The 18424-nt window shown below is 70.4% G+C and carries 17 protein-coding genes and 1 pseudogene; 8 read left to right on the top strand and 10 right to left on the bottom strand.

All coding sequences use genetic code 11. The annotated features are described in order from the left end of the window. The first annotated feature begins 137 nt into the window (after positions 1 to 137). Complete coding sequence (locus ACZ60Q_RS31100; RefSeq protein WP_469640900.1) at positions 138 to 1082, top strand: YihY/virulence factor BrkB family protein; 945 nt, start codon at positions 138 to 140, stop codon at positions 1080 to 1082. On the opposite strand, the gene ACZ60Q_RS31095 is transcribed toward ACZ60Q_RS31100, so the two are convergent. Beyond that, entirely contained in the window at positions 1079 to 2485 is a 1407-nt protein-coding gene (locus tag ACZ60Q_RS31095; RefSeq protein ID WP_469640899.1) for a D-alanyl-D-alanine carboxypeptidase family protein, read from the bottom strand. The two genes, ACZ60Q_RS31100 and ACZ60Q_RS31095, sit on opposite strands and share 4 nt — an antisense overlap. A gap of 133 nt (positions 2486 to 2618) precedes the next feature. Between ACZ60Q_RS31095 and ACZ60Q_RS31090 the strand changes: the two genes are divergently transcribed. From ACZ60Q_RS31090 to ACZ60Q_RS31080, 3 genes are all read left to right on the top strand, one after another. After that, entirely contained in the window at positions 2619 to 2864 is a 246-nt protein-coding gene (locus ACZ60Q_RS31090) for an SCO4848 family membrane protein (protein ID WP_469640898.1), read from the top strand. A 33-nt stretch (positions 2865 to 2897) separates the two neighbouring features. Continuing rightward, positions 2898 to 4268 (top strand): metallophosphoesterase, encoded by a 1371-nt coding sequence (locus ACZ60Q_RS31085; RefSeq protein WP_469640991.1) that lies wholly within the window; start codon positions 2898 to 2900, stop codon positions 4266 to 4268. Between the two features lie 271 nt (positions 4269 to 4539). Next, positions 4540 to 6093 carry an ABC transporter substrate-binding protein gene (locus ACZ60Q_RS31080; protein ID WP_469640897.1) on the top strand — a complete coding sequence of 518 codons (1554 nt, stop codon included), beginning with the start codon at positions 4540 to 4542 and terminating at the stop codon, positions 6091 to 6093. Positions 6094 to 6144: 51 nt separating this feature from the next. Here the strand turns inward: ACZ60Q_RS31080 and ACZ60Q_RS31075 are convergent, their stop codons facing one another. The 7 genes from ACZ60Q_RS31075 to ACZ60Q_RS31045 all read right to left on the bottom strand — a co-directional run bounded on the left by ACZ60Q_RS31075 (position 6145) and on the right by ACZ60Q_RS31045 (position 11905). Continuing rightward, complete coding sequence (locus tag ACZ60Q_RS31075) at positions 6145 to 6864, bottom strand: TetR/AcrR family transcriptional regulator (RefSeq protein WP_469640896.1); 720 nt, start codon at positions 6862 to 6864, stop codon at positions 6145 to 6147. 149 nt (positions 6865 to 7013) lie between these two features. Beyond that, entirely contained in the window at positions 7014 to 7607 is a 594-nt protein-coding gene (locus tag ACZ60Q_RS31070; protein ID WP_469640895.1) for a hypothetical protein, read from the bottom strand. A gap of 142 nt (positions 7608 to 7749) precedes the next feature. Next, the gene (locus ACZ60Q_RS31065; protein WP_030579538.1) at positions 7750 to 8526 is read right to left on the bottom strand and encodes a succinate dehydrogenase iron-sulfur subunit; all 777 of its coding nucleotides are present in this window, start codon (positions 8524 to 8526) and stop codon (positions 7750 to 7752) included. Then, complete coding sequence (gene sdhA / locus ACZ60Q_RS31060; RefSeq protein WP_469640894.1) at positions 8526 to 10280, bottom strand: succinate dehydrogenase flavoprotein subunit; 1755 nt, start codon at positions 10278 to 10280, stop codon at positions 8526 to 8528. The genes ACZ60Q_RS31065 and sdhA overlap by 1 nt, the downstream gene beginning before the upstream one ends. 29 nt (positions 10281 to 10309) lie before the next feature. Continuing rightward, positions 10310 to 10792: a succinate dehydrogenase hydrophobic membrane anchor subunit gene (locus ACZ60Q_RS31055; RefSeq protein WP_469640893.1), complete on the bottom strand. Its 483-nt coding sequence runs from the start codon at positions 10790 to 10792 to the stop codon at positions 10310 to 10312. Positions 10793 to 10797: 5 nt separating this feature from the next. After that, positions 10798 to 11178, bottom strand: a complete 381-nt coding sequence (gene sdhC, locus ACZ60Q_RS31050) for a succinate dehydrogenase, cytochrome b556 subunit (protein WP_361873555.1) — start codon at positions 11176 to 11178, stop codon at positions 10798 to 10800. A 178-nt stretch (positions 11179 to 11356) separates the two neighbouring features. Beyond that, positions 11357 to 11905 carry a 2-oxo-4-hydroxy-4-carboxy-5-ureidoimidazoline decarboxylase gene (locus ACZ60Q_RS31045; protein ID WP_469640892.1) on the bottom strand — a complete coding sequence of 183 codons (549 nt, stop codon included), beginning with the start codon at positions 11903 to 11905 and terminating at the stop codon, positions 11357 to 11359. 458 nt (positions 11906 to 12363) lie between these two features. Here ACZ60Q_RS31045 and ACZ60Q_RS31040 point away from each other — a divergent pair, with 458 nt between their 5' ends. Further along, a complete protein-coding gene (locus ACZ60Q_RS31040) occupies positions 12364 to 13974 on the top strand; it encodes a family 20 glycosylhydrolase (protein ID WP_469640891.1) in 1611 nt (536 codons plus the stop codon). Between the two features lie 319 nt (positions 13975 to 14293). Further along, on the top strand, positions 14294 to 14872 hold the full coding sequence (locus ACZ60Q_RS31035) for a hypothetical protein (protein ID WP_469640890.1): 579 nt from the start codon (positions 14294 to 14296) through the stop codon (positions 14870 to 14872). A 149-nt stretch (positions 14873 to 15021) separates the two neighbouring features. Here ACZ60Q_RS31035 and ACZ60Q_RS31030 read toward each other — a convergent pair whose 3' ends face one another. After that, positions 15022 to 15534, bottom strand: a complete 513-nt coding sequence (locus tag ACZ60Q_RS31030) for a universal stress protein (protein ID WP_469640889.1) — start codon at positions 15532 to 15534, stop codon at positions 15022 to 15024. Between the two features lie 218 nt (positions 15535 to 15752). On the opposite strand from ACZ60Q_RS31030, the gene ACZ60Q_RS31025 reads away from it, so the two are divergent. Both ACZ60Q_RS31025 and lysA read left to right on the top strand, forming a co-directional pair. Further along, on the top strand, positions 15753 to 16088 hold the full coding sequence (locus ACZ60Q_RS31025; RefSeq protein ID WP_469640888.1) for an SAV_915 family protein: 336 nt from the start codon (positions 15753 to 15755) through the stop codon (positions 16086 to 16088). 38 nt (positions 16089 to 16126) lie between these two features. After that, the gene (gene lysA / locus ACZ60Q_RS31020; protein ID WP_469640887.1) at positions 16127 to 17461 is read left to right on the top strand and encodes a diaminopimelate decarboxylase; all 1335 of its coding nucleotides are present in this window, start codon (positions 16127 to 16129) and stop codon (positions 17459 to 17461) included. A gap of 556 nt (positions 17462 to 18017) precedes the next feature. Here lysA and ACZ60Q_RS31015 read toward each other — a convergent pair. Further along, a pseudogene (locus ACZ60Q_RS31015) lies at positions 18018 to 18424 on the bottom strand (potassium-transporting ATPase subunit B); the annotation flags it as partial.

Raw genomic sequence — 18424 nt, 5'->3', positions numbered from 1 at the left:
CGGCATTGGTGAATTCGCTCACCGGAACGGGTGATGGAGCGAGTGTCAGCGAAGCGTGACGGAGCTCCGCCGGACGTGTCCGGGAGAGTCCTGGGCGGGCCGCGATGTTCCGGGCCCAGGAGGGTACGCGTGACGTCATGGACTGGCTGAAGAAACTCCCGGTGATCGGGCCCCTGGTCGCCCGGCTGATGGGTACGCACGTGTGGCGTTCCTACGAGCGGCTGGACCGGGTCCACTGGGCCAGGCTCGCGGCGGCGATCACCTTCATCAGCTTCCTGGCCCTCTTCCCGCTGATCGCGGTCGGCGCGGCCGTCGCCGCCGCCCTGCTGAGCGACGAACAAGTGGACACCATCAAGGACAAGCTCGCCGACCAGGTGCCCGGCATCTCCGATCAGCTGGGCATCGACGGGCTGGTCGCCAACGCGGGCACGGTCGGCCTGGTGGCCGGCGCGCTGCTGCTGTTCACCGGTGTCGGCTGGGTCGGCTCGATGCGCGAGTGCCTGCGCGCGGTCTGGGAGCTGGACGAGGTCCAGGAGGCCAACCCCGTCGTCGCCAAGGTGAAGGACGCCGTGCTGCTGGTCGGCCTCGGCGGCGCGGCGCTCGCCACCCTGGCGGTCTCCACCATCGGCTCGACGGCGGTCAGCTGGACCGCCGGCCTGGCCGGCGTCCCCGAGGACGGGGCCGGCGGCATCCTGCTGCGGGTGGCCGCCCTGGCGGTCGCGGTCGTCGCTGACTTCCTGCTGCTGCTCTATCTGCTGACGCTGCTGCCCGGGGTGGAGCCGCCCCGGCGGCGGCTGGTGGTCGCGGCCCTGCTCGGGGCGGTCGGCTTCGAACTGCTCAAGCTGCTGCTCGGCAGCTATATGCGCGAGGTCGCGGGCAAGAGCATGTACGGCGCGTTCGGCGTGCCGATCGCGCTGCTCCTGTGGATCAACTTCACCGCGAAGCTGCTGCTGTTCTGCGCCGCCTGGACGGCGACCGGGAGCAAGGAGGAGGAAGGCGTGGACCGGGCGCAGGACGTGCCGGAGGCGGGGGCGGGGGAGACCGCCGGGGCCGTGGCGCCCGGCGGCTCCACCCGCGCCTAGGACTTCTCGGCCGAGCCGGAGGAGGCAGTGGTCCCGGCCTGGTCGGCCGCCTCGGCCTTTGCCGCCTTCCCCGCCTTCCCTGTCTTCGCGGTCGTCTCTGCCGTGTCGGCCGATCCAGCCGATCCAGCCGGGTCGGCCGCCGACGGGGTGCGGCGGGCCAGGCCGGCCAGCGGCCAGCGACGGTTGACGAGGAAGACCCCGCCGCCCAGGAGCACCAGCAGAGCGCCGATGATCGCCAGGGCGGTCCCGACCCCGCTGGAACCGTCCGGGGCCGCCGACGCGTGCGTGGCCTCCGCCTGGCCCCCCGAGCCCTGGTCGGCTCCGGCCGCGGGCGCCGCGCCCTTGCCGCCGGTCCCGGTGCCCGTGCCGGTGTCCACGGACTTCGGCGGCACCAGCAGGCCGACCGGGGTCACCTTGCCGCTCGCGGCGAAGCCCCAGTCGAGCAGCCCGGCGGCCTCCTTGTAGACGGCGTGGCTCTCTTCCGCCGACGGGTTCATGACCGTGACCAGCAGGACCTTGCCGTTGCGCTCCGCGACGCCGGTGAAGGTGTTGCCCGCATGGGTGGTGTAGCCGTTCTTGACGCCCGCGATGCCCTGGTACGGGTCCACCCCGATGTCCCCGGTGATCAGCCGGTTGGTGTTCTGGATCTCGAAGGAGTCGCGTTTCTTCCCCTTCTTCTCCTCGCCGGGGAAGTCGGCCGACGCGGTCGCCGCGTACTCGCGGAAATCCTTCTTCTGGAGTCCGCTGCGGGCGATCAGGGTCAGGTCGTAGGCGCTGGAGACCTGGCGGGGCGCGTCGTACCCGTCCGGCGAGACCACCACGGTGTCCAGGGCCTGGAGCTCCTCGGCGTGCTTCTGCATCGCGGCCACCGTCTCCGGGACGCCGCCGTACATCTCCGACAGGACGTGCACCGCGTCGTTGCCCGACCGCAGGAACACCCCGAGCCACAGGTCATGGACCGTGTAGGTGTGGTCCTCCTTGATCCCGACCAGGCTGCTGCCCTCGCCGACCCCGGACAGCTCACTCCCCGTCACCTTGTGGGTCAGGGTGGTGGGCTGGAGTGCGGGCAGGACGGTGTCCGCGAAGAGCATCTTCAGCGTGGAGGCGGGCGGCAGCCGCCAGTGCGAGTTGTGCGCCGCCAGGACATCCCCGTTCTCCGCGTCCGCGACGATCCAGGACCGGCCGGTCAGCTCCTTGGGCAGCACCGGAGCCCCCGGACCCAGATTGACCTGGGTGCCGGCCTTGCCGAGCTGCGCCCCGCCGATGCTGGACATCGCGCTCGGCGGCTTGGGCTGTTTGCCGTCGCTCTTGTCCTTGTCGGCCGCCGCGGCGGGACTGAGGACGAATCCGGACAACAAGGCGGCGGAGGTGACCGTGAGGGCGATCTTTTTCAGAGCAGGCACGGTCGGAAACGTACAGGGCGAAGGTGTGGATGCGGACCCGGACCGGCTGACCCGCCGCTGGGAACGCCGGGACGGCCCCGTACGGACGCCACCCCGGGGGAGGGGGCCGGAGGGCGGCGGCGATACTGGACCCATGAAGCTCAGCCGCCGCGTGTCCTGGTTCCTGCTTGCGTTCGGCGTGTGGAGCTGGTTCATCTGGATCACTTTCGTCAAGAACCTGTGGCAGGACGGCAGCGGGCTCGCCTTCGACGACGCGGGCGAACCAACCGGGTACTTCTGGGTACACCTGCTGCTCGCCATCACGTCCTTGTCTCTGGGGACGGTGGTCGGCGTGATCGGGTTGCGCGGAGTCCGGGCTTTGCGCGACGACCGCGCATGACGACGGGAACATGGGGAAGCTCGGATGGCAGCGGTGGTCTTCGCCCTGGTGGGGCTCGTGGTGCTGGTGCTGCTCGGCGCCGTGCACCGGTATCTGTGGCGGCGCTTCGTCGGTGACACGACGGCACCGGGCAGCCCGCTGCGCCGGGCGGGCACCGTCGCGGCCTTCGTCCTGCCCCTGCTGAGCGTCGGCGCCATGACGTCCGGCCGGGTGGGAGCCCCCTTCTGGCTCCAGCAGGTGCTGGCCTGGCCGGGCTTCCTGTGGCTGGCCTGCCTGCTCTATCTGACGCTGGCGCTGCTCGTGGGCGAGGCCGTACGCCCCCTGCTCGTGCGGGTCCTCGCCCGACGGGACGGAAGGACGGGCGCGGGGACAAGCGGAACGGCTTCGAGGCCGCTCGCCGAAGTCCCGGGCGAGACCCACCCTCGTGCCGAAGAGCTGGTGCCGTCCCGGTCGGCCGGTGCCCCCACCCGCTCGGAAGCCGTGGCGCGTACGGCCCCGGAACCCGTGGCGGAACCGGAAACGGAACCCGCCGCCGAAGCCCCGGCCGCCTCCGACTCCGCCTCCGCTTCCGCCCTCGCCCCCTCCCGGCGGCTCTTCGTCTCCCGGGTCGTCGGGGGCGCGGCGGCCGCCGCCGGACTCGCCACCGTCGGGTACGGCACGTACGGCGTGCTGCGCGGGCCCAGCGTCAGCCGGATCACCGTCCCGCTGGCCAAACTGCCCCGTTCCGCCCACGGCTTCCGGATAGCCGTGGTCAGCGATATCCACATCGGGCCGATCCTCGGCCGTGCCCACACCCGCCGGATCGTCGACACGATCAACGCGACCTCGCCCGACCTGGTCGCCGTCGTCGGCGACCTCGTCGACGGGTCCGTCGCGGACCTGGGCTCCGCCGCCGAACCGCTGGCCGCCCTGCGTGCCCGGCACGGCAGCTTCTTCGTCACCGGCAACCACGAGTACTTCTCCGGCGCCGAGCAGTGGGTCGAGCACGTCCGCGAACTGGGCCTGATCCCGCTGGAGAACGCCCGGGTCGAGGTCGAGGGATTCGACCTCGCCGGCGTCAACGACATCGCGGGCGAGACCGAGGGACAGGGGCCCGACTTCGCCCGCGCTCTGGGCGACCGGGACCGTGGCCGGGCCGCCGTCCTCCTCGCCCACCAGCCCGTCGTCATCCATGACGCCGTCGAGCACGGCGTCGACCTCCAGCTCTCCGGCCACACCCACGGCGGCCAGCTCTGGCCCGGCAACCTCCTCGCCGGGCTGGCCAACCCCACCGTCGCCGGGCTCGAACGCTACGGCGACACCCAGCTCTTCGTCTCGCGCGGTGCGGGCGCCTGGGGCCCGCCGGTCCGGGTGGGCGCCCCCTCCGACATCACCGTCGTGGAGCTGGCCTCCCGTCAGGCGTAGTTCCGTTGCGGGTGCGACGGTTCGGAGGGCCTGGACTCCTCGTCATGGAATCCACCCCGAAGGGTCACCGTCAGCTACGGAAAGCCGCAGGTGGGAGGCAGGAAACAGCCTTTTCGGACAAGGGCTCGGGCGCGTGTCCAACAAAAGGCCATGAGCGCCCCATTTACTCTTCCAGATGTGAAAATCGTGTGATTGGGTAAGCGCGAACATGCGGCGATGTGCGGATCCGAACGCAACCGCCGAGGTGGGGCTGGTAAGGGAGAGCACGGCAATGCGGTCGGTCCGGGTACGGATTCTCGCGATTCTCGCGGTATTGGTCATAGCGGGCGTCGGCGCCTGGCAACTGCTCCCGTCGGGGGAGGCGAAGACCGATGCGATCACTGTCGGGACATCGGACGTCGTCACCTCCCTCGACCCGGCCGGTGCGTACGACGCGGGTTCCTGGGCGATCTACAGCAACATCTACCAGTCGCTGCTGACCTTCAAGCCCGGTGCGGTCACGCCGGAACCGGACGCCGCCGAGAGCTGTGGATTCGTCGGGCAGAAACTCCAGACGTACCAGTGCAAGCTCCGTGACGACCTGACCTTCTCCAACGGTCGCAAGATCACCGCCGAGGACGTCAAGCACTCCTTCGACCGGATCTTCACGATCAAGTCGAACGTCGGCCCCGCGGGCCTCTTCCCCACGCTCGACACGGTGACGACCGAGGGCCGCACGATCACGTTCAACCTGTCCGGCAAGGACGCGACCTTCCCGCAGAAGATCGCCACCGGCGCCGCGGCGATCGTCGACACGACCAAATACCCGAAGAGCAAGCTCCGCCAGGGCAACCAGGTCGACGGCTCCGGCCCGTACGTCCTCAAGTCCTACGAGTCGGGGAAAAGCGCCGAACTGGTGCCGAACCTGAAGTACAAGGGCGCGCTCAAGAAGACCGGTGAAGCGGTCACCATCCGCTACTTCAAGACCTCCGAGGACCTCCAGACGTCGTGGGACAGTGGCGATGTGGACATCGCCCACCGCCAGCTGCCGTCCGAGACACTCGCCGAACTGAACGTGAACGACCCGGACGTGCGGGTGACCGAGGCGGCCAGCGCCGAGATCCGCAACATCATCTTCAACCTCCGCGAGGACTCGCCGTTCGCGGAGAAGAAGGTCCGCCAGGCCGTCGCCGCGCTCCTCGACCGGGGCCCCCTGGTCCGGAAGGTCTATCAGGGCACGGTCGACCCGCTGTACTCGCTGATCCCCACCGGCTACATCGGGCACAGCACCCCCTTCTTCGACACCTATCCCTCCTCCGATCCCAAGCGCGCGGCGCGACTGCTGGAGGAGGCCGGAGTGGAGACGCCGGTCGCCGTCAACTTCGCTTACCGCGAGGGCGACATGTACACCAAGGAGACCGCCGAGCTGCGCCGCCAGATGGAGAAGGACGGGCTGTTCAAGGTCTCGGTCGAGGCTGTGGAGTGGACGAAGTACCAGAAGGGGTACGCGGCCGGTAAGTACGACATCTACACCGTCGGCTGGTTCCCCGACTTCCCGGACCCCGACACCTTCACCCAGCCGCTCGTCGGCACCGGAAACGTCCTGCACAGCGGCTACTCCAGCAAGAAGATGGACCAGCTGATCGCCGCCACACAGCAGTTCAGCGACCGCGGCCGGACCTCGAACGACTTCAAGGAGATGCAGTCGCTGGTCGGCGAGGACGTCCCGCTGCTGCCGCTGTGGCAGAAGAAGGACTACGTCGTCGCCAAGTCCGAGGTCGCCGGCTCCCAGTACCTCTCCGACGGCACCGGCACCTGGCGCCTGTGGGAACTCAGCTGGATCTGATCCGAACGGGTCGGCCGGACGGCCGGGGCCGTGGGGGCGTGCGTACCGCTCCTAGGCCCCGGCCGTCGCCGTGCCCGGCAGGAACTCCACCAGAAGTGCGTGGATCTGCCGCACCAACGGTCGCAGCACCCGGAACCGGGAGAGCGCGACGGCCCGTGCGGCGATCGGCGCGGTGCGCTCGACCAGTCGGCGGCTGCGCTCGGCGCCCTCGCTGCGGTCGTACACCCAGAACAGCACCAGCCCCATCTGCATCAGCCACATCAACTGCGGAAGCAGCGGCGCCAGTTCCGGGTCGCTCTTGACGTCCGCCCCGGCGAGGCAGCGCTCGTGGATGGAGATCGCCGCGTCACGGGCGGCCACCGAGTCCTCGGAGAACGGGGAGAGCGGGCTGTCCGGATCGGCGGCGTTCTTGAAGAACTGGGCGGCGAAACGGTGGTACGGCTCCGCCACGTCCAGCCAGCCGAGGAGTACGCCCCTGATACGAACGGTCAGATCCCCGTCGCCCTCCAGCACCGGCCGGACCGCCGCCGCGTGTTCGCCGGCGATCCGGTCGTAGAAGCCCTGGACCAGGTGCTCCTTCGAGGAGAAGTAGTAATAGGCGTTCCCGACCGAGACGCCCGCCTCCTGGGCGATGGCCCGCATGGTCGTCCGGTCGTAGCCGCGTTCCGCGAAGAGCCGGAGCGCCGTTTCGAGAATCAGCGTGCGGGTCTGCTCGCTCTTCGCGGCCTTGGCCGGCTTGTTCTCCTGCGGGTTCTTCTCTTCCTTCACCACGGGCCCAAGGCTATCGGGGAGCCCACGGTCCTCCCGGTGAAGGACCGCCCCGCCGGGGTGGTCGGCCGGTGGGCCCTGGAGCGGTACGTGGCCGGCGCCCACCGGCGGACGATCCGGGCGGAGGCCTCCCGGTGGACCTGCCCCGCGACTCAGGCGCTCATGGAGCGGGCCTGGTTGAGCTGGCCCATGACCGCGGGGAAGGTGTACGGGCCCATGGCCGGGATCATCGTGGAGTGGTGCCGGCCGCCGCTGGTGACCGTGACCTGGACGAAGCCGGTGGTCCGGTTCTCCTTCATCAGCAGGAACAGCAGACCGATCAGGCAGAACAGGGCGAAGACGATCGCCAGCACGACCGCGTGCGTGGGGATCTTCTCCTCCGTGCGCGACATGTCCGTGGCCGTCCAGATGGCGCCCTTGAGCGGCATCGTCCCGGACGGGGTGACGATCGCGTCGCTCAGCACGGTGATGTCGCCGATCGACAGCATCGGCACGCCGCCCTGGCCGGGTGCTCCCTGTGGCACCGGGAGGTACTGGCCCGGCATCGTGGGCTGAGCGTACTGGGGGTAGCCGGGGCCGGGCCGGGCGGCGGAATCCGGCAGCGGCTGCGGATAGCCGTACGCGGGCGGGGCGCCCGGCGCCGGGTAGCCGTATCCCTGGCCGTCGGCGACGGTGGGCTGGTGACCCGGCTGCTGGGGAGGGCCCCACTTGTACGCGTCGTCCGCGTACGGATTCGGCTCACTCACGACGATCCCCGTTCTCTTTCGGTCTTCGGCTCCGCTGCACCGTACCGCCCGTCGCGGCCCCGGCGCAGCAACAGACCCCGCCCCCGGCAGCGGTGAGGCTGCGGGGACGGGGCCTGTTGACGTACGGGTGGACCCGGGAGGGTCAGAAGCGACGCGTGATGAGCGCGCGCTTCACCTCCTGGATCGCCTTGGTGACCTCGATGCCACGCGGGCAGGCGTCCGTGCAGTTGAACGTGGTGCGGCAACGCCACACACCGTCGCGGTCGTTGAGGATCTCCAGGCGCTGCTCGCCGGCCTCGTCGCGCGAGTCGAAGATGAAGCGGTGCGCGTTGACGATCGCCGCCGGGCCGAAGTACTGGCCGTCGTTCCAGAACACCGGGCACGAGGACGTGCACGCGGCGCACAGGATGCACTTGGTGGTGTCGTCGAACCGCTCGCGGTCCTCGGCGGACTGCAGACGCTCGCGGGTCGGCTCGTTCCCCTTGGTGACGAGGAAGGGCATGACGTCGCGGTACGCCTGGAAGAACGGGTCCATGTCGACCACGAGGTCCTTGAGGACCGTGAGGCCCTTGATGGCCTCCACCGTGATCGGCTTGTCCGGGTTGATGTCCTTGATCAGCGTCTTGCAGGCGAGCCTGTTCTTGCCGTTGATCCGCATCGCGTCGGAGCCGCAGATGCCGTGCGCGCAGGAACGGCGGAACGTCAGGGTTCCGTCGAGCTCCCACTTGATCTTGTGAAGGGCGTCGAGGACACGCTCCTTCGGGTCGATCTCGATCTGGAAGTCCTGCCACTGGACCTCGTCGGAGACCTCCGGGTTGAAGCGGCGGATCCGGAACGTGGCGGTGATGAACGGGGAGTCGGCGAAGCCGGCCTCGGGCTTCGCGGTCCCGTCGGTCTTGTCCAGGGTCGGGGTAGCCATCAGTACTTACGCTCCATCGGCTGGTAGCGGGTCGTCACGACCGGCTTGTAGTCGAGCCGGATCGACTCGGCGCCGTCGGCGGCCACCTCGCGGTACGCCATGGTGTGGCGCATGAAGTTGACGTCGTCGCGGTTCGGGAAGTCCTCGCGGTAGTGACCGCCGCGGGACTCCTTGCGGGCGAGCGCGGAGACGGCCATGACCTCGGCCAGGTCGAGCAGGTTGCCCAGCTCGACGGCCTCCAGCAGGTCGGTGTTGAACCGCTTGCCCTTGTCCTGGATGGACACGTTGAGGTACCGCTCGCGCAGCTCGGCGATCTTGTCGACCGCCGTCTTGATCGTCTGCTCGGTGCGGAACACCATCACGTTGGCGTCCATGCACTCCTGGAGCTCCAGGCGCAGGGTCGCGACGCGCTCGGTGCCGGTGGAGCTCCGCAGCCGCTCGACCTGGTCGGCGACGAGCTGGGCGGGGTTCTCGGGCAGCTCGACGAAGTCGTTCTTCGTCGCGTACTCGGCGGCGGCGATGCCCGAGCGCTTGCCGAAGACGTTGATGTCGAGCAGCGAGTTGGTGCCCAGGCGGTTGGCGCCGTGCACCGACACGCAGGCGACCTCGCCGGCGGCGTACAGGCCCGGGACGACGGTGGTGTTGTCGGCCAGCACCTCGCCCTCGACGTTGGTCGGGATGCCGCCCATGGCGTAGTGCGCGGTCGGCTGGATCGGGATCGGGTCCGTGTAGGGCTCGATGCCGAGGTACGTCCGCGCGAACTCGGTGATGTCGGGGAGCTTGGCGTCCAGCTGCTCCGGCGGCAGGTGCGTCAGGTCCAGGTACACGTGGTCGCCGGCCGGACCGCAGCCGCGGCCCTCACGGATCTCCGTGTAGATGGAGCGCGAGACGACGTCACGGGACGCGAGGTCCTTCATGACCGGCGCGTACTTCTCCATGAAGCGCTCGCCGTCCTTGTTGCGGAGGATGCCGCCCTCACCGCGGGCGCCCTCCGTCAGCAGGATGCCCATGCGCCAGATGCCCGTCGGGTGGAACTGGAAGAACTCCATGTCCTCCAGCGGCAGGCCGCGCCGGTAGCAGGCGGCCTGGCCGTCACCGGTCAGGGTGTGGGCGTTCGACGTCACCTTGAAGAACTTGCCGGTGCCGCCGGAGGCGTAGATGACCGACTTCGCCTGGAAGATGTGGATCTCGCCGGTCGCCAGCTCGTACGCGACGACGCCGGAGGACTTCTTGACCCCGTCGACCTCGGTGATCAGCTGGTCCAGGACGTAGAACTCGTTGAAGAACTCCACGCCCTCCTTGACGCAGTTCTGGTACAGCGTCTGGAGGATCATGTGACCGGTACGGTCCGCGGCGTAGCAGGACCGGCGGACCGGGGCCTCACCGTGGCTGCGGGTGTGACCGCCGAAGCGGCGCTGGTCGATGCGGCCCTCGGGCGTCCGGTTGAACGGCAGGCCCATCTTCTCCAGGTCGAGGACGGCGTCGACGGCCTCCTTCGCCAGGATCTCGGCGGCGTCCTGGTCGACCAGGTAGTCACCGCCCTTGACCGTGTCGAAGGTGTGCCACTCCCAGTTGTCCTCCTCCACGTTGGCGAGCGCGGCGGCCATGCCGCCCTGCGCCGCGCCCGTGTGGGAGCGGGTGGGGTAGAGCTTCGTCAGCACGGCGGTACGGCTGCGCTTGGTCGACTCGATGGCCGCGCGCATGCCGGCGCCGCCGGCGCCGACGATGACGGTGTCGTACTTGTGGATCTGCATGGTTTCCTCTGGTCCCTCTGTCCCGGCGCCTAGCGGATGTTCGGGTCGAAGGTGAAGATCACCAGCGTGCCCAGCAGGACGGTGAACACCGTGGCGGTGTACAGGAGCATCTTCAGCCAGAAGCGGGTGTTGTCCCGTTCGGCGTAGTCGTTGATGACCGTACGGAGCCCGTTGCCGCCGTGGAGCATGGCGAGCCACAGCATCATCAGGTCCCAGACCTGCCAGAACGGCGAGGCCCAGCGGCCCGCCACGAAAGCGAAGCCGATCTTGGAGACGCCGCCGTCGAGCACCAGCTGGATCAGCAGGTGGCCGAGGACGAGGACGACGAGGAGGATGCCCGACAGGCGCATGAAGAGCCAGGCGTACATCTCGAAATTGCCGCGCGAGGCCTTGGGGGTCTTGCCCGTGCGCTTGCGCGGGGGCTCGATCACCGGGGCCGGGTGGTCGACGTCGTAGAGGCTCACGCCTTCGATGTCGCCGATCGCGGCTGCGGAAGAAGTCTCACTGGACATGGGCCTCAGCTCCCGAAGACGTCGCGTACGGCGTGACCGAGGACGGGGTACAGGGCCCCGATCATCAGCACGATCCAGATGCCCATCACGGTCCAGAGCATCTGCTTCTGGAGTCGCGGGCCCTTGGCCCAGAAGTCCACGGCGATGATCCGGAGACCATTCAGCGCGTGGAAGAGAATCGCGGCCACGAGGCCGTATTCGAGGAGCGCGACGATCGGCGTCTTGTAGGTGGCCACGACCTCGTCGTAGGCCTCGGGGGAGACGCGGACGAGAGCGGTGTCCAGGACATGTACGAACAGGAAGAAGAAAATGAGGACACCGGTGACTCGATGAGCCACCCAGGACCACATGCCTTCCCGGCCGCGGTACAGCGTTCCAGCCGGCACGGAAGAACCCTCCGGGAGCGGGGATTGGGGTCGGCCGGCTTGACTGTCGGTCTGACCCGGCCAGGTACGGTCCACCGGCCCCGGCCATCGTAGCGACGCATTGTCGGTTCGTTCGCGCCGGGGCCTCCCGTGTGATCAAAGAGGCAACCAAACAGGCACGTACGGGCTAGAGCGCCCCTTACCGCCGCGGGTCCGCCGTCACCAGCTCGACGATCCGGCTCCGGGCGAGCCTCCGCAGCTCCTCGGCGGTGACGGCCCGCTCCTCGTCGGCGTCGTGCGCCAGCCGGACCCGGATTCCGGCCAGCACCTGGTCCACGTGCCGGGAGGGCCGACAGGTGTCCAGGCAGATCACGAAGGCGTGGCCGAAACGACTCTCGTACGCCGCGTGCGCGGCCCGCAGCGCCAGATGGGCGGCGCGGGGAGCGTCGTCGCGCAGGCAGGGGGCCGGCTCCGAGGCCAGGGCCTCCGCGATATCCCGGGGCGCGAGGTCGTACCCCGCCTCGTCGGACGCGGCCAGGAGAGCGTCGAGATCCGGGTAGGGGCGGTGGGCGGCCATCCGGTGGGCCCAGCGGAGACTGCCGCAGCACTCCAGGAAGGCCGCCTCGGCGGCGGCGACGGGCAGGCTGTTGAAATGGGCCAGGCCCACGGCATGATCAACCGGCGGAGCGTCGGCGGTCGGGGCAGCCGGGCCGTCGGCCGGAACCGGGTGGCGCGGCTGCGCGGGCACGGCCGGACGGCCGGCCGGGGGCGTGGATCGCTTCGGCAGGCCGGCGGGGGACTCGCTGGACCTGGACAGCGTGGACTCCTCGTATCAACGACAGCTATGACTCCGTGGCCCCGGAAGGAACCCTCTGCTCCTGAAGACAGACCGGGGCGTACCGAGGTTGCCCGACGTGGGAGTGAGTTCCACGGGGGTGGGAGTGAAGGGAGAGACCAATGTGCCGCAACGCTAGCGAGATCGGTCGACGGCGGTCCGGCGGATTGCGGAAGAATCACCCGAACGGGAGAGTTTCGGAACGTGTGATGGACGTCTGACCTGCGGCGACCGGGATTTCGTTCGATACCTCGGAGCCCCCGATGGGCGAGGCCCCGGCAAAAATGCCAACCTTGCACCCTCTTCACTCGTTTCATCGACTATTCGCTCGTTTCACCCGTCCCTGCCCACTCAACGGAGGAATCTGCCCGATGTCGCCCACGCGTGGTGCCCTCGTCACCGGCGCGGCTGTCACGGCCGCGGCCGCCGTCGCCCTCACCGTCGTCGTCTGGCCGGAGGGGTCCGGCAGCGGATCGTCCGGCGACACGGCGTCGCCCTCCGGCACCTCCGCCGAGGTCGTCGCCCCGTCGCCCTCCCGCAGCTACCCGATGTCCAGCACACCGAGCACGATCCCCGCGGTCCGCGAGCACACCCCGGCCCGGGGACCCGGCTGGCAGCCGGGCAAGGACAGCACCGTCGTCATCGCCAAGGGCAGCCAGGTGCTCGCCGACGAGGCGGAGCTGCTCGCCAAGGAGCTGAAGATCCGCTACCGGGGCGCCGAGCCGGCGAAGGCGGGAGACGTCGAGCTGGCGCTCGGCGACAAGGACGCGGGCCCCACCGAGTCGTACACGCTCACCGTGAGCGACCGGAAGGTGAAGATCACCGGACCCGACGAGTCGGGCGTCTTCTACGGCACCCGCACGCTGAAGCAGTCGCTCAAGGCGGACGGCACCCTCCCCGAGGGCGTCGTCAACGACCGGCCGGACCGGCCGCAGCGCGGGCTCAACCTCGACATCGCGCGCAAGCACTACAGCGCGGAGTGGATAGAGGACCGCGTACGCGAGATGGGCGACCTCAAGCTCAACCAGCTCGGTCTGCACTTCTCCGACGACCAGGCCTTCCGGATCGAGTCGAAGTCCCACCCCGAGGTGGTCTCCGACGAGGCCCTCACCCAGGACGAGGTCCGCCGCATCATCGCCCTCGCCAACAGCCGGCACATCGAGGTCGTCCCCGAGATCGACTCGCCCGGACACCTCGGCGCGGTGCTGGCCGCCCACCCCGACCTCCAGCTGCGCAACACCGCGGGCGTCGCGTCGAAGGGGTCCATCGATATCTCCAAGCCGGGCGCGGCCAAGCTCATCGACGAACTCCTCGACGAGTACACCGAGCTGTTCCCGGGGAGGTTCTGGCAGCTCGGCGCGGATGAGTACCAGGCGCTGACGGTCCAGAACCCGGCCGCCTCCTACCCCCAGCTCCAGCGTGCGGCGGAGAAGAAGTACGGCTCCGGGGCGACCATCGAGGACCTGGCGACCGGCTGGCTGAACGACCGCGCGGCCGTCGTCGTCCCGAAGGGCCGGACCGCCAAGGCCTGGAACGACGGGCTCTTCCGGGACACGAAGGTCAAGGCCGACGAGAACATCGAGATCGAGTACTGGACCGGCAAGGAGATCGGCGCCCGCCCGCCGCAGGAGTACCTCGCCGCGGGCTACAAGATGCTGAACCTCAACGACGAGTTCCTCTACTACGTGCTCGGCGAGCCCAACGACTTCGTCTACCCGACGGGCAAGCGGATCTACGAGCAGTGGACCCCGCTGGTCATGCGCGGCACCGAACCCGTGGCCGAGCGCTACTCGCCGCAGATCCTCGGCGGCCGGTTCGCCGTCTGGGGCGACCTGCCGAACGCGCAGACCACCCAGCAGGTGGCGGACGGCATCGAGATGCCGCTGGTGGCGACGTCACAGAAGCTGTGGGACCCGCGGAAACCCGCGCTGAGCTGGGCGCAGTTCCAGGAGCTGGCGGAGCGGACCGGCAGCGCGGGGTGAGGTAGCGGCGCGCCTTCGCCGCGGACCGTGGCCCGTGGACAGCACCGCTGTCCACGGGCCACGGTCCGCCGACCGCGCGCTCCTGGGGAGGGACCTCCTCTTCATCCTCTGGTTCCCTCCTCTGCGCGCCGGACCCGAAGACCTCGGCGTTCCGGCGGGTCCGGGGCCGCACCGGCGGTCCCGGGCGCCCAGCGGTGACGTGGTGCGACGGAATCGCCGTCGCACCGGCGCGGCGGTTGACGCTCCGGGGTGACCATCGCTCCGATGTGACGATTTCCAGCCATTCGGCGCAGTATCCGGTAGACCGAGGGAGACGTCGATGAGTCTGCTGGAACTGATCGGGCGAGCCGATGAGCGCGCACTGGCCGCCGGGGCGCTGGCCTGCCTGGACCGATGCCTGCCGCTGCTCGCGGAGCCCGGGGAAGAGCCCCTGCGCCCGCTCTGGGCGAGCTGTGAGAGCGGGCGGGATTGGGCCATCCGCCTCGCGGCGGTACGTACGGGGATGGAGCACGCGTCCGTCACCGACGGCCCGGCCGCGCTCGTGCGGACCATGCTCGGCGCCGCCCCCTCCGACTTCGACGCCGTACCGCTGCGGGAGTGGGCGGATGCCTGTTCGCTGGTCGCCCTGCGGATCCACGGGCGGCTCGACGCCCCGGCCGGGGAGACGCCGCCGGACGAGGAGCAGGTGCTCAAGGCGGCCCGCGCCGGTGAACCGGCCGCCGTGGGACCGATGGTCGCCGGGGAGCTGGAACGGCAGGTCCGCATCCTGGAGATCCTGGCGGAGACCATCGGCACGGCGGGCAGCGGAGCCGGACTCCGCAAGGCACTGGACCTGTCCACGGAGGGCCGCCGGGTCCTGCGCGCGGTGATGTCACGGCGGGCCCGCGGCCGGGGCTGACGGCCGGGCCCGACGGTGTGAGGCGTGAGGGGAGAGGTCTGACGGCATGAGGCCCGGCAGCGCGCAGGTCTGACGGCACAAGGCCCGGCAGCGCGCAGGCCTGGCGTCCGAAAGGCGTTGCCCGTTTCGCGCCAGGGCCTGTGAAGCGCTCATCGCCGCCGGTCCCCGAGCAGGCGAGGAAGGGACCAGCTGCCACCGTGCACTGCGGCCAGTTCGGCTTCGAGGGGGTTCGGGGGGACCGCGAGAACGGGGCAGGTCGCGTGCGCCATGCAGTAACGGGCCACCGGAAGGCGCAGGGCGGGCAGCCACCCGCCACGTGAGCCCGCACCCACGACCAGGAGACTGTCGGCCGAATCGGCCGCCTCGACCAGCACCGCTCCCGGCTCGCCGCGCACGGCGAGCCCGGACAGTGCGACGCCCGGCCTGCTGACGGCGAACGCACCGTCAAGAAGCGTGCGCAGGTCCTCGACCGCGGCATCCCGGTACTCCCGGAGCGCGGCGGTGCCATAGGTGGCACGGCCGCCCAGCCCGCCGCCCGGCAGCTGCCAGGCCAGCACGGCGTACAGGTCCGCGTTGCGTTCCCGCGCTTCGGCGGCGGCCCGGTGCAGGGCTGCCAGGCTCCCCGGGGACCCGCTCACGCCGACCACGATTCTCTGCCGCACTTGTCCGGCCTCCCGTCTCGCCCTGTCCCGGAGTCCCTTTCCTCCGGAGTTCCATTGAAGGGTGGCCCGAAGGGGTTGAGCGTCAGCGATCCGTATGAAACGGGCGATGCCCGTCAATATCGCGTCAGGCGAGAGGGCCTTCTGTGCCGGAGCGGACATAGCTTCGACGTCATACGGCCGCACGACGGCCGATCGCGGCTCCATCCGGAGGAAACCTCATGTGCCTCTTCTCGTACGACGACGACCCCGACCCCGACCAACAGGACCGGGCCGGGCTTCTGTACGTGCCCGTCCGGCCGGAGACCGCTGGTCCCGCGCTGCGGATGTTCCGCACGCCGCTGGGCGAGCGCACCGCCGTCGGCTTCACCCGCCTCGACCTGCTGACCGCGACCCTCGGCGCCGGTCAGAGCGCGATCAGGCTCGCCGAACCGGTGCTGCGTTCCCTCACGGAGCCCCTGGGCGTCGACCGGCTCCTCGTCGACCCGGTCCTCTCGGCCCCGGCCGTCTCCGCCGTGCCGGTGCGCGCGGCCGAAGAACCCGCCCGCGCACGGTGACCCGAGCCCCGTTCCACGCCTCCCGAGGAGACGCCGCCATGTCCGCTCCCCTTCTCACCGAACTCCCGGCAGGACTGGACGACCTGTCCGTCTGGCCCGCCTCCACCGCCCGGCTCCCGAACGGCGACCTGAGCGTCGGCGGGGTCTCGCTCGCCGGCCTCGCCGACCGGTTCGGCACTCCCGTGTACGTCCTGGACGAGGACGAGGTGCGGTCCCGGTGCCGGACCTACCGGGCGGCCTTCCCCGAGGCCCAGGTGCTGTACGCGGCCAAGGCGTTCCTGTCCCGCGCGATGGTGCGGTGGATCGACGAGGAGGGCCTGGGGCTGGACGTCTGCTCCGTCGGCGAACTCGAACTCGCCCACGCCGCCGGGTTCCCGCCCGGGCGGATGGTGCTGCACGGCAACGCGAAGACACCGGACGACATCGGGACGGCGCTACGGCTCGGGGTCGGACGGATCGTCGTCGACAGCCCGTCGGAGATCGCCCGGATCGCCGCGCTGGCCGGCACCGCCGGGCGGCAGAAGGTCATGGTGCGGGTGGTGCCCGGGGTGTCGGCGGGCGGCCACGAGAAGATCCGTACCGGGACCGACGGCCAGAAGTTCGGCCTGTCCCTCACCGACGGATCCGCCCAGCACGCCATCGCCCGGGTGCTCGGCCAGCCACAGCTCGAACTGACCGGTCTGCACTGCCACATCGGCTCCCAGATCACCGACGTCAAGCCGTACCTGGTGGCGGTGCGGCGCATGGTCGGGCTGATGGCCCGGATCAAGGACAGCCACGGCGTCACGTTCTCCGAGCTCGACATGGGGGGCGGGCACGGGGTCGCCCACCGGCCGGGGGAACCCGCCCTCGACCTGACCGCCCTCGCGCGCCGCATGGGCGCGGAACTCGCCACCGGCTGCGCGGCGGCGGGCCTGCCCGTGCCGAGGCTGGCCGTCGAACCCGGTCGGGCGATCGTGGCCCCGGCCGGGGTGGCGCTCTACCGCGTCCTGGCCGTCAAGCACACCGGCCCGAACATGTTCGTGGCCGTCGACGGGGGCATGAGCGACAACCCCCGGCCCGCCCTGTACGGGGCCCGCTACGCGCCGCGCCTGATCGGCCGCGCCGCCACCGCCGGACCGGTCGCGGCCACGGTGGTGGGCCGGCACTGCGAGGCCGGCGACATCCTCGCGGACGATGTCCTGCTGCCCGGTGACATCCGTTCCGGCGACCTGCTCGCGGTGCCCGTGGCGGGGGCGTACCAGGTCTCCATGGCCTCCGCCTACAACCTCGTCGGCCGGCCGCCGGTCGTCGCGGTGCGCGAGGGCGCCGCGCGCCTGCTGATACGGCGCGAGACACAGGAGGACCTGCGGCTGCGCGACATCGGCGCCTAGGTGCCGCGCGCTGTCCGGCCCCACGAGCGGGTCTCGCGACGTGATCCGACGGCCTGCGGCGCGGAGGGATCACAGCGACGGCCGGGCCCCCTCGGGGGCCCGGCCGTCGCCGTGTGTCGCACGCCCAAGCCTGCCCGTCCGCGATCCCGGGCCCGCCGCTCACGGCGATCATGATGCTGCGGCTCCGCGCGACCCGGCCGTGCCGCGCGGCCGTGTCGCGCGGAGCACACCGGTGCGGACGCGGTGGACGCGGTGGACGAAGGGCGGGGGCGGCCTCGGCGGAGGCCGCCCCCGCAGGGGAACCAGCGGCTCGGGAGGCAGCGCCGGCCGGCCTCGGGGCCGTGGTCACGTGGTGCCTGCTGCCGGCCGGGGGGCGGGCATGGCCGGCAGCAGGGTTCGAGGATCGGCGCGTGGAGAGAGGGAAGCCGCGCCGACGGCAGAGGTTCGTCCCGACGGCGGCGGAGCGGCCGCTGGTGTCGCCTCACCACCATTCAACGGTGCGGCCGCCACCCGCCTCAAGGGCCCCTACGCGGTTCTGACGGCCCCCTGACGGAAGTCATCCGAATCCCGGCAGGGACGAGATGACGAGGTCGATCAGCTTGATGCCGACGAACGGCAGGACCAGGCCGCCGAGTCCGAAGACGGCGAGGTTGCGGCGGAGCAGGTCCTCCGCGGAGGCGGGCCTGTACCGCACTCCGCGCAGGGCGAGCGGGATGAGGGCGATGATGATCAGCGCGTTGAAGATGATCGCCGACGCGATGGCCGACTGCGGGCTGTGCAGGCCCATGATGTTGAGCTTGTCCAGGTCCGGATAGGCGATGGCGAACATGGCGGGGATGATCGCGAAGTACTTCGCGACGTCGTTGGTGATGGAGAAGGTGGTCAACGCTCCTCGGGTGATGAGGAGTTGTTTGCCGATCTCGACGATCTCGATGAGTTTGGTGGGGTCGGAGTCGAGGTCCA

The organism is Streptomyces sp. NPDC104313, from assembly GCF_055583985.1.
Note: the sequence above shows the minus strand (reverse complement) of the source record. Positions and strands in the feature narration are given on the sequence as shown.